The organism is Microcoleus sp. S1D4 (assembly GCF_036700765.1).
Lineage (GTDB): Bacteria > Cyanobacteriota > Cyanobacteriia > Cyanobacteriales > Microcoleaceae > Microcoleus.
The window spans coordinates 20,777-34,009 of the sequence record NZ_JAUBPP010000034.1; the positions used below are offsets into that span (position 1 = coordinate 20,777).

The 13,233-nt window shown below is 45.6% G+C and carries 8 protein-coding genes and 18 tRNA genes; 21 read left to right on the forward strand and 5 right to left on the reverse strand.

The annotated features are described in order from the left end of the window. Positions 1-188 precede the first annotated feature (188 nt). The 3 genes from QT998_RS25020 to petM form a co-directional block, all read right to left on the reverse strand. Positions 189-1,106 (reverse strand): NAD(+) kinase, encoded by a 918-nt coding sequence (locus QT998_RS25020; RefSeq protein WP_333118308.1) that lies wholly within the window; start codon positions 1,104-1,106, stop codon positions 189-191. 1 nt (position 1,107) lies between these two features. Continuing rightward, positions 1,108-2,085: an SDR family oxidoreductase gene (locus QT998_RS25025; protein ID WP_333092915.1), complete on the reverse strand. Its 978-nt coding sequence runs from the start codon at positions 2,083-2,085 to the stop codon at positions 1,108-1,110. A gap of 352 nt (positions 2,086-2,437) precedes the next feature. Then, the gene (petM, locus tag QT998_RS25030) at positions 2,438-2,596 is read right to left on the reverse strand and encodes a cytochrome b6-f complex subunit PetM (RefSeq protein WP_370528839.1); all 159 of its coding nucleotides are present in this window, start codon (positions 2,594-2,596) and stop codon (positions 2,438-2,440) included. Between the two features lie 513 nt (positions 2,597-3,109). On the opposite strand from petM, the gene pdxA reads away from it, so the two are divergent. Both pdxA and QT998_RS25040 read left to right on the forward strand, forming a co-directional pair. Then, positions 3,110-4,213 (forward strand): 4-hydroxythreonine-4-phosphate dehydrogenase PdxA, encoded by a 1,104-nt coding sequence (gene pdxA, locus QT998_RS25035; protein WP_333092916.1) that lies wholly within the window; start codon positions 3,110-3,112, stop codon positions 4,211-4,213. Positions 4,214-4,408: 195 nt separating this feature from the next. Beyond that, positions 4,409-8,020 (forward strand): OmpA family protein, encoded by a 3,612-nt coding sequence (locus QT998_RS25040; protein ID WP_333118310.1) that lies wholly within the window; start codon positions 4,409-4,411, stop codon positions 8,018-8,020. Positions 8,021-8,302: 282 nt separating this feature from the next. Here QT998_RS25040 and QT998_RS25045 read toward each other — a convergent pair whose 3' ends face one another. Both QT998_RS25045 and QT998_RS25050 read right to left on the reverse strand, forming a co-directional pair. Continuing rightward, complete coding sequence (locus tag QT998_RS25045) at positions 8,303-9,244, reverse strand: biotin--[acetyl-CoA-carboxylase] ligase (protein WP_333092918.1); 942 nt, start codon at positions 9,242-9,244, stop codon at positions 8,303-8,305. 180 nt (positions 9,245-9,424) lie between these two features. Beyond that, entirely contained in the window at positions 9,425-10,357 is a 933-nt protein-coding gene (locus QT998_RS25050) for a polysaccharide deacetylase family protein (protein ID WP_333118312.1), read from the reverse strand. A gap of 73 nt (positions 10,358-10,430) precedes the next feature. On the opposite strand from QT998_RS25050, the gene QT998_RS25055 reads away from it, so the two are divergent. The 19 genes from QT998_RS25055 (at position 10,431) to QT998_RS25145 (ending at position 13,124) form a co-directional block, all read left to right on the forward strand. Further along, the gene (locus QT998_RS25055; RefSeq protein WP_333092920.1) at positions 10,431-10,658 is read left to right on the forward strand and encodes a hypothetical protein; all 228 of its coding nucleotides are present in this window, start codon (positions 10,431-10,433) and stop codon (positions 10,656-10,658) included. 383 nt (positions 10,659-11,041) lie between these two features. Further along, positions 11,042-11,114: transfer RNA gene (locus tag QT998_RS25060), tRNA-Asp, on the forward strand. 111 nt (positions 11,115-11,225) lie between these two features. Next, positions 11,226-11,303: transfer RNA gene (locus QT998_RS25065), tRNA-Glu, on the forward strand. Next, positions 11,304-11,377, forward strand: a tRNA-Cys gene (locus QT998_RS25070). 45 nt (positions 11,378-11,422) lie between these two features. Continuing rightward, positions 11,423-11,497, forward strand: a tRNA-Glu gene (locus QT998_RS25075). A gap of 5 nt (positions 11,498-11,502) precedes the next feature. After that, positions 11,503-11,577 (forward strand) — tRNA-Lys (locus tag QT998_RS25080). A gap of 13 nt (positions 11,578-11,590) precedes the next feature. Then, positions 11,591-11,672 (forward strand) — tRNA-Tyr (locus QT998_RS25085). Between the two features lie 220 nt (positions 11,673-11,892). Next, a tRNA-Ser gene (locus tag QT998_RS25090) sits at positions 11,893-11,979 on the forward strand. A gap of 3 nt (positions 11,980-11,982) precedes the next feature. Continuing rightward, positions 11,983-12,055 (forward strand) — tRNA-Phe (locus QT998_RS25095). Between the two features lie 6 nt (positions 12,056-12,061). Continuing rightward, positions 12,062-12,136, forward strand: a tRNA-Asn gene (locus QT998_RS25100). Positions 12,137-12,146: 10 nt separating this feature from the next. Continuing rightward, a tRNA-Gln gene (locus QT998_RS25105) sits at positions 12,147-12,225 on the forward strand. A 5-nt stretch (positions 12,226-12,230) separates the two neighbouring features. Further along, positions 12,231-12,304 (forward strand) — tRNA-Gln (locus QT998_RS25110). Between the two features lie 26 nt (positions 12,305-12,330). Continuing rightward, positions 12,331-12,407: transfer RNA gene (locus QT998_RS25115), tRNA-Leu, on the forward strand. Between the two features lie 23 nt (positions 12,408-12,430). Continuing rightward, positions 12,431-12,511, forward strand: a tRNA-Leu gene (locus QT998_RS25120). Between the two features lie 4 nt (positions 12,512-12,515). Next, positions 12,516-12,588: transfer RNA gene (locus QT998_RS25125), tRNA-Pro, on the forward strand. Positions 12,589-12,710: 122 nt separating this feature from the next. After that, positions 12,711-12,784 (forward strand) — tRNA-Leu (locus QT998_RS25130). Between the two features lie 95 nt (positions 12,785-12,879). Beyond that, positions 12,880-12,951, forward strand: a tRNA-Thr gene (locus QT998_RS25135). Positions 12,952-12,966: 15 nt separating this feature from the next. Beyond that, positions 12,967-13,040: transfer RNA gene (locus QT998_RS25140), tRNA-Arg, on the forward strand. 7 nt (positions 13,041-13,047) lie between these two features. After that, a tRNA-Ala gene (locus QT998_RS25145) sits at positions 13,048-13,124 on the forward strand. Positions 13,125-13,233 lie beyond the last annotated feature (109 nt).

Sequence of the window (13,233 nt, forward strand, 5' to 3'; positions counted from 1 at the left end):
AACACAAATGTTCCTGCGTACCAACGCTATCTCGCAAACGCTGCCTGACCTTGGAAATGATTCGGAAGCTCGATCGAGAATTAAGGATTCCGTAGGAGATTCCGATCGAGCTTTATCCTGCACAAAAACAAAGAAAAAGCCGCCCTAAAAGGACGGGAATTTAGCACTCCGCTCATTACCAACAACTATTAAGGCAACTCAACCGAATTCGGTTTAGCAATGTGAGGCAATCCCCAGCCTAATTTTTCCCGCAAAATGTGGAAAAACTCAAAAGACTGTATCCGAACAAAGCGGGCTGAGTAGGGCGATCGCTCGACTTGTACCCAATCCTCCGGCAAAACATAACATCCGCCGTTCCCATCTACCACCATTACCAGGCGGCTCGGACTCGCCGGCAAAATTTTGACCGGTTCGGTGTTGGAAAACACCAAAGCCCGCGAAGCCATCGAATGGGGGCAAATAGGGATCAATTGCAGCACCGGTATTCCGGGAATAATTACAGGCCCGCCGGCAGAAAGGGCGTAAGCTGTCGATCCTGTCGGAGTCGAGATAATTACTCCATCTGCGGCAATGTCAATAGAGGCGTGCTGACCGATCGCCACTTCAAAATGACACATACAAGTCAGCGGTTCGCGGTGCAGAACCATTTCATTGAGACAAAGGGCTTCCCAGAGGCAGTCATTGTCTCTAAACAGTCGCACGGCCAGCATTGACCTTTCTTCTATTTCGTATTCTCCGGCGATCGCCTTTTCCAAAGCTTGCGGGAGCAAGTTTAGGTAAGTTTCTGTTAAAAAGCCCATATGACCGGTATTGACAGTCAGCAGTGGCACTCCGATGGGAGCTACTTGGCGAAATGCAGACAGCACCGTACCGTCGCCGCCCAAAACCACTGCAAACTCCATGTCACTGTCAAAACCGGGAGGGACAAGTTGGTCGATAGGAGTGTGGCACATGGGGCGATCGGGGCTAGAATAGCCCAAAATTCCCCCGGCACCGGAAACCGCGCAGACCTCCCAGCCGCGGGCAGTCAGCTTGTCTTTCAACTCTTCGGCGATGCGACAAGAGACTGGTTTAACGTCGTTGTATATAATCCCAGCTTTCGGCACTTTAAAATGTAAAGGGCATTTTTTGTTTACTCCGTTTTTTCGTCTTAAGCTGCTCGTACTCTATTTCCTTGAGCTTCTTCAGAATCAGATTAAAGTATTCTTCGAGATAAGACTCCAAAGTAGTAGTTTCTTTGGGGTCGATTCCGAAGACACTGTAAACATCATCCATCGGAGCTTTCAAGGGTTTTCCGGCGGCCAAAACTTCTGAAAAAGCCAATCTGTCAGCTACGTTCCAACTCCACTGAAAGAACTTAGCAAATTGACGGGTGGCTTGCAACAAGGCATCTGGGGTGCGCGTAATTTTCGCTTGCTTCCCAGAAAGCCGCTCGCACAACCGCACGATTTCTTCAGCATCCCAAGCTCGATTTCCCACTACCGGAAAAGTTTTTTTCTCGGTTTCGGGAACCGAAAGCGCCCGGACGGCAAACTTCGCAACGTCCTGAGTGTTCATGTAGGCAAGGGCTGACGGCTTGTTAGGCAGCCAAACTGCCTGATTGTCCAAAATCGGCATCGCGTACAGGTTCACCAGTCCTTGCAAAAAGCCGCAAGGTCTCAAGATTGTGTAATCTAGACCGGATTCTGCTAAAAACAGCTCTGTACAGCGCTTAATTTCCAACAAGGGGACTTGCGGATATTTCTCGGCATCGAGAAAGGAAAAGAAGATGTAACGCTTGATGCCTGCTGCTGCTGCTGCTTGGATCAGCGATACTTTTCCATCCCAGTCTACTCTTTTGATGCTGACAGAATCGCCGGCACTGGCTGTTGCTGCATCGATGATAGCACTGACGCCTTCTAGTGCAGGAATCAGGCTGTCGGGCTGGCAAAGATTCCCCGGTACCAGTTCGGCGCCCCATTCTTTCAAAAATGCAGCTTTTCTGTAATTTCTAACTAAACAGCGCACCTGGTAGCCCTCGTCTAGGGCGCGGCGGGCTATTTGGCGGCCGAGAGTGCCGGTGGCACCTACAATCAATAAAGTCATCTAGGGATTTATTTATGAATCTTAAACTTTCTATACAATAGTATCAGGTCTTTCTCATTTTTTTATAAAAACTTAACAAAAACCTGAAATCGTCTCATATAACGATCGGTATCCAGCAGGCGAGAGAGTCTCAGAGTCCCAGAGTCCCAGAGTTTGAGAGAAAGCGTTGCGTATTTATCGACGAATAAAAATTTTGCTTGTGGCTTTGATACTGATGTCTTATTGACGATATGTTGTAATAACTCAGGACTCTGACAATAAATTTTAATAAACCGGGTTTTTCTAATCTTGCCAACGATCGTGCACGATTTTTATAGTAAAAAAACCCGGTTACGACGCTCGGTACGATCGCCTATTCTTCGCCGCCGCCTTGGAGTTTGAGCAGCAAGAAGCCTCCACCGATACCGACGAAAATTAGGGAAAATGACAAAAAGGCTGCGCTGATAAATTCAGGGTTCATGTGTTTTAGAGTTCCTTGACGATCGCAAATTAAATAAACATACTTTGACACTCTCGGCTTTGTTAGAGTCGGAGATTCTCAATTCCTTGATTCACCGGAAAATTAGCTATCTCTTGCGAGCAATTTCCGAACAGTTCGATTCTACCCAAGTCACAACCAAACAGTCGAGTTTAGACAATCTTTGCCAGTTCATCTGAATCAAGCGTACTAGGATACTGACCTAGAGTTTGGGCGTGTCCCACCCTACTTTTGAATTGAAAATTTGAGTTTTGCTGGTTTCTGGGTCAAGTTTCGCCGTACTGTTTTGAGAGCGGCTGGGTATCTCACTTGAGATTGCTACTTCTGGTTGACCAATTGTTCCACTTGCCGATCGCGCTTTAACGTATCAACGGTGTTATGGCCTGTGTCATGGTGGTATTTTACTGTATCAAGTTACTTAGATCAACGATCGGTATCAAAGAACTTCACAGCCTGGGTGAATCCAGCAGCGAGTTTTCATCCGCAGTCGGGGATTTCCGGGATTTTCGGCAGGTCTCGGATAATTTTAGAAAATTAGCTACTTAAATGTTAAAATTTCATTGCCGAAATTCCTGTATTTTGTGGGAGAAAACTGCCTTGAGTCTGGATCGGGAATCAAAACTAGCTGTAACTCTCGGAGATCCGGCGGGAATAGGCCCGGAAGTGATTCTCAAGGCTTTGGCAGATCCCGCTGCAGCTTTGAAAGTGACGGTTTTTGGCGATCGGGCAATTTTGCAGCAAACTTACGATCGGTGGCGATCGATCCATCCTAATGCTGCTGCATCCTTGGCAAATCCCGAAACACTACACATTATTGATATAGCAGCAGACAGCAAATGGGGTTCCATTGTCCCCGGTGTTGGAAGTGCAGCTAGCGGGGCGGCTAGCTTTGCGTATATGGAAGAGGCGATCGCCCGTACCCTTGCCGGCGAATTTTGTGCGATCGTTACCGGGCCAATTTCCAAAACTTGCTGGCAAGCGGCCGGTTACAATTATCCCGGACAAACAGAACTCCTGGCAGAAAGAGCCAAATCGCAGCGCTTCGGGATGCTGTTTGCCGCCACATCTCCCCACAGCGGTTGGACGCTAGTAACTTTACTCGCTACTACACATATTTCCCTGCGTCAAGTACCCGATGCTTTGACTCCAGAATTGCTGAGCGAAAAACTAGAATTGCTGGTAGAGTGTTTGCGGGAAGATTTTGGGATAGAAAGACCGAAAATTGCAATTTCTGGCTTAAATCCTCACAGCGGCGAAAATGGCAAACTGGGAAAGGAAGAGCAAGACTGGATGATACCTTGGTTGGAAACGCAGCGCGATCGCTTTCCTCAAGTGCAGTTAGACGGGCCAGTACCCCCGGATACCCTGTGGGTAAAACCGGCTAAAGTTTGGTACGGCTTAGCCAAGGAAGCTCACGACGGTTACTTGGCAATGTACCACGACCAAGGGTTGATTCCAGTAAAATTGATGGCCTTCGACAAAGCAGTCAATACAACAATTGGTTTGCCCTTTGTTCGCACATCTCCGGATCACGGCACAGCTTTTGATATTGTAGGTCAAGGGATTGCCGATGCTTCCAGCATGAAAGCAGCATTGCAGTTGGCGGCCGAGTTGGCCAGTCGCAGAACAGCAGTTAAGATAGGCCGATAGGCGCGAGATCGGCCCAAGGCGAAAAATTAATTGTGTCATTCCTATTAGACAAATCCTAAAAAGCCTGTAAACAGCAGGTATCCTGCCAGTTCCACAAGAATTATTGGAGATGTCTATTGATTTTCGCAGTAGTGAGGCGATAAACCAACAGGTCATTTTTGGCGATCGGTTAAAATCAGATTTTGGTAACAAAGTATGGCAGCATCTAATGATAATTTAGGCAAAGTATATCAGTCAGAACCAGAAGTTGCAGATGAAAATTTGGCAATTCCTAACGCTGGAGAACAACTCCAGGAATTGCTAACCATACTGACTGAATTGCAATTAGTAAAAAACTTTAAAAAAAGACCAAGTGAGTTGAAATTACCGCTGTCACCTCAACAACAGATCGAGCGATTTGATGAACAGGAAAATCAACGAAAGCGATTGTCTTTTTTGATAGAATCCTCTGCTGTTGTACCGGAAGTATTGACTAATAATGAAGAAATTCCATCTCAAAAACGACAAATAAATAATGAAGAACCAGGTGTATCTAGGACGGCGAAGGCAGCCAAAAATTATCGACCTTCGGAGGAAGAATTAGCACAAGCAGTGGAGGAGTTCAAAAGGTTGCAGCAATTGCTGTTTGAAAGGGATGTGCCGGAATTTTACAGTCATATTTTGAACGCGGAACAAAGGTTAGAAAATTTTGAAAGTTTGATGTCTGAACCGCAGGAGTTGATGAATTTAGTCAGACCGTTAATTCCATCGTTGGTGAGAGAAGAAGTAGAGGGGTTTAAGTTGGAATTAAAAAAGGCGATCGAACTCGCCACCAACGATAGAATTAATCCCCTGGAATTCCAGGCAAAATTAGCGGATTTGGAAAATCAAATTGCTAGTTTCAACCACCAGGAACTACCGAATCCCGAACAATTGATCCAACGGCTGATGCCTGTGGTGGGCGAGTTGCTCAACCGCAGGGTAGAGGAGTCTAAGTTAGAAGTAGCTTCGGCGATCGCACCGACAGTCAATCAAGTAATTCACAATCAAAACGGGCTGGAAGAGAAAGTAGTAACAATTGAAGATAAATTGGCGAACATTCAGCAGCGTTCCCAGCAGCAACCGGAAGATTTAATCAAGCAATTAGTTCCGGTAGTTAGCGACTTGCTGAACCGCAAAATTAGTGAATTAAAATTAGAGGTTGTCGAAGCTGTCGCACCGTCAGTACAGGTAAGAATAGCTTGGGTAGAAATAGAAGAAAAAGTATTAAGCATCATTGAGGGCAGGCTGGCGGTGCAACAGTCGCCAATTCAGAAGCCAGAAGAGATCGTGGCGATGCTGATGCCAGCAATCACTGATTTGCTGAACCAAAAAATTGATCGATCAAAATTAGAAGTAGCAGCGGCGATCGAACCTTTGATAGAATCAGCAATTCTGCAAAGAGAAGTTCAAGGAAAATTGAGCGATGTTGAAAGTAGATTAAACAATCTTCAGCGACAGCAAAAGTCTCAGCCGGAAGAAATCATGGCGCGGTTGATGCCGCTAATGATTGAGTCGCTAAACCGGAAAATTGATGAGACAAAGTTAGAAGTCAGAGAGGCGATCGCCCCGGCTGTCAACACTGCCATTCAAAACAGTGGCATTGCAGCACAAATATTGCAAAATGAAAGTAAGATTGTCGAAGTTCAGCAGCAAGTTTTAGCGGAAATAGAAGGGTTGATGGGCAGAATCATGCCTGCGATCGTAGAGATGGTGTCGGGAAGCCTTCGGGAAGCGAAGCTAGAGATAGAATCTGCGATCGCCCCCGCTGTTGATGCCATCATTCAGAATCAAAGGATCGATGCAAGACTCGCAAACATCGAAGAAAAGATTGTGGCGATCGAACACCGGATTTATGAATCCACAGACTTGTTTACAGATTTACTGAAACCTTTGATTGACGAGTTGATGGCTAACCATCACGCGCAACTACAAAAGTCTGCAATCGAATCTATTTTACCATTGTTAGATGAAGTTGTAGGTTATAATTACAAACTCAACGGTAAAGTAGAGGAACTCGAACGCAAAATAACCAATGCTCAATGGGGAGGCGATCGGGAAGAATTAGTGAGGCAGATTCAACTGATATTTCCCGAAATGATGCTCGAAACAATAAATCAGTCGAGACAATCATTTACAGAAAGCATAACTCCGATAATTGATGAAGTAATTAATACCAAAACCCGAGAAAATAAACACTCGATGGGAGTAGCCATAGCGCCTGCTCTTCCTGCGGGAATCCGTCACACAGTCAGTGAATCGCCCGATGCAATTGCAATGGCGATAGCACCGGAAATGGCCTCTGCTATCAAACAGCAAATTCATCTCAAACGAGAAGCAATGTCGGATGCACTTTATCCGATCGTCGGTAGCACGATTTTAAAGTACATCGCAGAGATGATGCACCAGATCAATGAAAAAGTCGAATCATCCTTAAGTACAGAGGGAATTACTCGCAAAATTAAATCCAAATTACAGGGAGTTTCTGAAGCAGAATTGCTGATGCAGCAAACAACACCGCTGACTGTTAAAGCTGTTTTTTTAATTCAAAAAGAATCAGGCTTAGTAATTTCAGTAGTACAGCATTCTGAACGCGAACAGCTAGAATCAGAGATGGTAGCGGGAATGCTGACTGCTATTCGCGCTTTTGTCAACGATTGTATCTCTCAATCGGGAAATATTGCCGAAATTGATGCCATAGAATACGGCACATCTACAATTGTACTAGAAGTCGCTGGTTCGTGTTATCTAGCAGTAGTAATGCAGGGAGAAACGAGGCAGTGGTTTAAGTACAAAATGCGAGCAATATTCAAAAATATTGTTCAAGAATATGGAGATATAATCCAATCATTTAACGGCGATCCCACTGCAGTGCCGCCCGAAATCAACACGAATTTGCAAAAGTTAATTGAGACAGATATAAAAGTTAAATCTCCTAAAAAGCCAATTTTACCAATTATCGGTTTAGCAGCGTTAGGTTTAATTGGCATACCTTGGGGAATTCATCAATACCGCAGCGGGATTGCAGCTAGCATAGAAGCAGATACAAATTTAGCTTTACAATCTAGTCCAGAGTTATCGGTTTATCGCCTCGCGGCAGATGTGAAAGATCGAATATTGGAGATTTCGGGACGAGTACCGAATCAAAAACTGCGATTGCAAGCGGAAAAAATAGCTCAACAAACTGCTCCCAAATTAACAATTGACAATAAAATCATCGCCGTTGAAGTACCTCCCGATCCAGTTTTAGCTGCAGCCGATGTCAAACGTACTGTGGAGCTTTTGAATAAATTAGAAAGCATTAATATTTCGGCTCGCTATGCAGAGGGAAAAGTCGCCGTTGCAGGTAGCGTGAGCAAGGCGGCAGATGCTGAGAAAATAACTCAAGCTTTTGAAAAAATTCCGGGGGTGAAGTCTGTAACAAATACAGTGGGAATAGGCACTCAACCTTCCTCACAAGCAATAGATGTTCGCCTTTATTTTGGTGTGGGTTCGGCAATTTTATCGCCAAAAGACATCGCACAAAAGCTGACAAAAGTCAAGGAATATATGAAGGAAAATAGTACGAAGAATTTAAGAATTATTGGCTACAGTGATTTTAAGAGCAGTCCGGCGGAAAATCAAAAATTGGCACTGGGAAGGGCGGCAAATGTGAAAACTGCTCTGGTTAAACAAGGGATAAGTGGTAACAGAATACAGGTGGCTTCTACTAAGGGCAGTCCTGAAGGTGTGGAGGCTAATCAACCGCTCTGGCTGAGAAGATTAGTAGTATTTGAGGTGGTTAATTAAATTTGGGAATTGTTGGCTGTTGACTGTTAACTGTTGACTGTTAACTGTTGGCTGTTGACTGTTAACTGTTGGCTGTTGACTGTTGACTGTTGACTGTTGACTAATAACTAAGCTGTTGCGGCATTTAAACTGTATGTCAAAAAAAATAAAACTCTTGTGGTGTGGGCCGGAGAACCCGCCCTGAATATACAATGTAAATGCGCGAAAACTTAATAACAAACAACAAATAACAAATAACAAATAACAACTGACTACTGACTACTGACTACTGACTACTGACTATTAATTCAATCGAACTCGCCCGGAGGTAAAGGCTTGTATTCGATCGCCCGCCAAGCATACTAACAACCGGCCGCTTCCGTCAATGCCGGCGGCGTCTCCGCACATGGTTTCTGAGGAAAGCTCGATCGCCACATTACACCCAATCAGCCCGTCGCGGCGGCGCAATTCCGGCAAAAGCGGCGCTAAACCAGACTTTTGGGCGGGCTTGTCTGTGGTGGAAAACATATCGGCTAGTTCGAGTAAATAGTGCCGCAGTCGATCGAGCAAACACAATTCATCTGGTACTGTATTAGCAATAGAATGCAAGCTTACCGCATTGCCGAGATCCTTTTCATCCAATCCCGCAGCCGCGAAATCTACGCAGCGGTTGAGTCCAATTCCCACAACGGCGCGAGTTTTGCCGGAAACATTGCTAGAAGTGGCTTCACAGAGAATTCCGGCTAATTTGTGGCGATCGATCCAAACATCATTCGGCCATTTCAGGCGCAGCATATCGCGGCATTCGGGAACCAAATCTTCGATCGCGTAAATCACCGCCAAACCGGCTGCTAAACTGAGTCCAGGTAACAGATTGGGATTGAGATTGTCTAGGACAAAGCTAGCAGTAAAAACACCGGGCGGCGAATACCAAATGCGTCCGTGTTGGCCGCGCCCGCTGGTTTGCTGCTGAGTAAATATTACATCTCCGTGGTGGAGTTTGGCCGCGCGGGCGATCGCCCAACTGTTTGTACTCTCGCAGGTTTCTAAGGTGTGCAGCCAGTGGGGGAGGTTTGGGCGATCGGTTGATTCTGGTGGAATTAATGGCTGTTCAGACAAGGTTTGATTTGTAATATTTGATATCTCAAAGCTGATTATCGCAGGCCGATCGGTTTTTTTTAGGTGATTTGGGCGATCGGCATTTTCCTCAGTCATATCAAATCCGTTAGTATCGAAATTATTCATCTCTCTCTTCTCTTCCTCTGTGTTCTCTGTGTTCTCTGTGGTTAAATCATTCCCCTACAGCCGTAATTGATATCAATCTTGGACGCACAGAGAGTCAGAAACCCGATTTTTGCGATAAGAAACGGGGTTTGTTTAGCCTTAGTATTACCCTCAAAAAAAGACAAGCAATCGCCCCACAATTTACGCTGATTGGTCTTGCATTTCCAGCAACTCAGGAACCGTCACAAACCGATATCCCTGCTTTTTCAAACCCGCAATCATCTCCGGTAAAGCCTTAATAGTACGAGATCGATCGCCCCCGCCATCGTGCATCAAAACGATCGCCCCCGGCTTCGCACCCTTCAACACATTATTAACAAAAGCCGACGGTTGAGCGTGCGGATCGGTATCTGCAGAAGTTACCGACCACATCACCACAGAATAATTGCGATCCTTAGCATACTTAGCCAAACCATTATTCAAAACACCTCCCGGCGGACGGAAAAAAGTAGTCTTAACTCCCGTCGTTTCGTAAATAAGTTTTGCCGTGCGATCGATTTCATCAGCCACCGTCGCCGCATCCATCGAATCGTACCAGTGATGCCACGTATGATTGCCGATCGCGTGACCGGCAGCCACAACTCGCCGAGCAATTTCAGGAGAATTTTCGATAGATTTACCTATCCAAAAAAAGGTGGCTTTAACATCATTTTGCTGGAAAATATCGAGCATTTGTTCCGTCGTTTCCGGCCACGGCCCATCGTCAACCGTTAAAGCAATAACTTTCTCAGAATCTTTGACTTTTCCCTCAAAAACAGTTGTTCCCTGAAACTGTTCCGGCGGCACAAAAGTCAAAAGCTTTTCTTTTGATTCCAATACAGTGAGAAATTGCTCAATCGTGCGATCGACATTCAACGCTGTGCGATCGTCCCCTACTTCCTTTGCTAGCGGATTTACCGTTAAAAATTGGTTGAGATTCTGCACCTGCACCTGAGCGGTTGCAGGATTATTGCTGAGGTGTTGGTTTGTCGGCATCAGCGTACCGATGACAAAGCTAATCGCAGTCGCTGTTAGGGCGATCGCCACAAAACGCCATTTTTTTCGCAGTCTCTCAAACAGATGATTTCCGCTCACTTGAAATTCCTTTCACTCCACACTGCGGATAATGATAATGGGAATTCCAGGGAAAAAAACTAAATTTTTTATTATGTCTCAGCCGGGATTGACAGCGATCGAATGCGCGCCGACACAGACAAAACCGGCAAGAGTTAAGAGTTTCTTGAGTGCGCGCAGGTGGACTTTGTTTGTATCGCGGCGATTTCTCATCAAAAGATATCTCAAACATCCCTACAGAAGGCATCGCAGTCCCCGCCACGACTTCCGCCAAAGAAAACTGTTCCGCCAGCAAACCCTCAAAAAACCTCAGCACGGTTAATATCTGTGTGTAGTACAGTCTCACCATCGGATTTATTACGGGCTGCACCACCGAGTTATCAGCCTAATGTCTTGATTTTTGGTAACTCTGGGATGTGAGAGTGTTGGTTTGGGCGATCGACACCCATTGAAAAAACCCAATTTAAAAAAAAGTTGTATTACCCCCTTGACAGTCTTGTAATACACAATGTAGTATAAATGTATGGCAAAGGAGGAAGAGCTTAAAAGCCTTATTCCACAAGCAATACGAACCTTGAAAACCGAATAGAAAATTAATCGTGTCACATAATTGCGGACATCAGCGGTTTAGACTCCGGCAACAAAAGCCCGATCGGCTTGTAGTACGCGGAATCAACCGCCACCTCGTCCAAACAGCAATTTCTTGAGGCTGTAGCTCAATTGGGAGAGCGTCGCTCTGTCACAGCGAAGGTAGCGGGATCGAAACCCGTCAGCCTCGTCTCCGTTTCCCGGAGTTGCGAGTAACAAATTATGAGTAACAAATTTATGAGTTTTGAATTAACAATTTTCTTTAACTCAAAACCCATAACTTAAAACTCAAAACTTTCAAAGTCCCGTAGGCAAATTGGTTTAAGCCGTCACCCTCTCAAGGTGAAAATTGCGAGTTCAAACCTCGTCGGGACTCCCAGGTTAGGTGGCTGAGTGGCTCAAAGCATCGGTCTGCAAAACCGAATTTCGCGGGTTCAAATCCCGCCCTAACCTCTGTTCTTACCAATTCGCAAGAGCAATCTCAAATCTCAAATAAATAGTGCTGTAGGCAAATGGTTTAAGCCGCTTGGTTTTCACCCAAGTGAATTGCGGGTTCAACTCCCGTCAGCACTTTGCGTGGGTCGTTGGCAGAATGGTTTTGCAGCCGCCTTTTAAGCGGATGGATCGAGGTTCAATTCCTTGGCGACCTACCAAATTTTCCATCTTGGGTTGGCCCTCCTATTGGTGTGGGTAGCTGTCTGTAAAACAGTAGCTTAAAGCGTTGCTGGTTCAATTCCAGCCCGACCCATTTGCAACTGTATTATGACTTATACAGAAAACCCAGTTTCTGAGAAAAATCTTGCATCTCTACGAGAGATATTAAGAAAGAAACCTGGTTGTTGACCCCCTTGGGTAAGTCCTGTGTATTTAATATGCAGTTGCAATTTTGAGAATGAGTTGTAACTGGACAACAATTCAGTTTGCGCGACTGAACATTTGGGGGTTCAAATCCCTCCGTTCTCATGCTCGGAGAAGTGGCCGAGCGGCTTATGGCGCTTTCCTGCTAAGAAAGAGCGGTTTAACACCCGTCGTGGGTTCAAATCCTACCTTCTCCGTTTCCCCCGATAGCTCAGTTGGTAGAGCGCTTGTTTGAAGAACAAGAAGTCGTCAGTTCGATACTGACTTGGGGGATTGCGTTGCCTTATAGCTCAATGGTAGAGCAAGCGGTTGTTAACCGCTAGGTTGTAGGTTCGAGTCCTGCTGGGGCAGCCATTTTTCAAATTGCCGGGTAGACAAATTGGTAAAGTCGCCTATCTCTGAAATAGGAGTTTATGTAGGTTCAAAGCCTACCCCGGCATCCAATTATTGGGAAGTCGCCTAATTGGCATGGCACCGCTCTTTGAAAGCGGACAAATGTAGGTTCAAGTCCTACCTTCCCAGTTCTGCTGCAAAAGCAGATCGATCGTACTCCTGTAGCCCAATTGGCAGAGGCCGCAATTTCAAGAATTGTGTTGTGTGAGTTCAAATCTCACCAGGAGTACCAAATTTTCAACTAAGTTTCTACTTGCTCCTGTGGCGGAATTGGCAGACGCGGCAGACTTAAAATCTGTTCTATTTTGATTGTGAGTTCGAGTCTCACCGGGAGCATGAACGGGATGTAATTCAGCGGCCAGAAGCCATGCTTTGGGAGCATGGAGTCGTTGGTTCAAATCCAACCATCCCGACTTTACCTCTGTGATGTAATTGAAAAACATCGCTCGCTTAGAACGAGTGTTTTGCTGGTTCGAGTCCAGTCAGGGGTATGAGGTTTTATTCAATCTCAAATCTCAAATCTCAAATCGGTTTTGCCCCTGTAGCCCAATCGGTAGAGGCGCTAGATTTAGGATCTAGTCAGTGCTGGTTCGATGCCAGTCAGGGGTATTTGGTGACATCGCGGGTGAAGTAGCCTGGGTAGGCTTGGAGGTCTCATAAGCCTCTTCATAGCAGGTTCAACTCCTGCCCCCGCCACCAAAAATGCAGGTGTGATGTAACTGGCAACATGAGGCTCTTGTAAAGCTTTCTTGCAGGTTCAAATCTCGCCATCTGCCATTAACCAAAAACATGGGAGCGTAACTCAACTGGATAGAGTGTCGAGCTTCTACCTCGAATGTTGTGGGTTCAAGTCCTGCCGCTCCTGCTGTCTGGGGTTCGTAGCTTAATTGGTAAAGCATCTAACTGGCTGTTAGAAAGATATCGGTTCAAATCCGATCGCAATCCACCACACCAATTTTAGATTTTAGATTTTAGATTTACTCGACAGGTGAATCTTTTACGCGGGCTCATTGCTCAATTGGTAGAGCGCTTGCTTGGCACGCAAGAGGTTAGGAGTA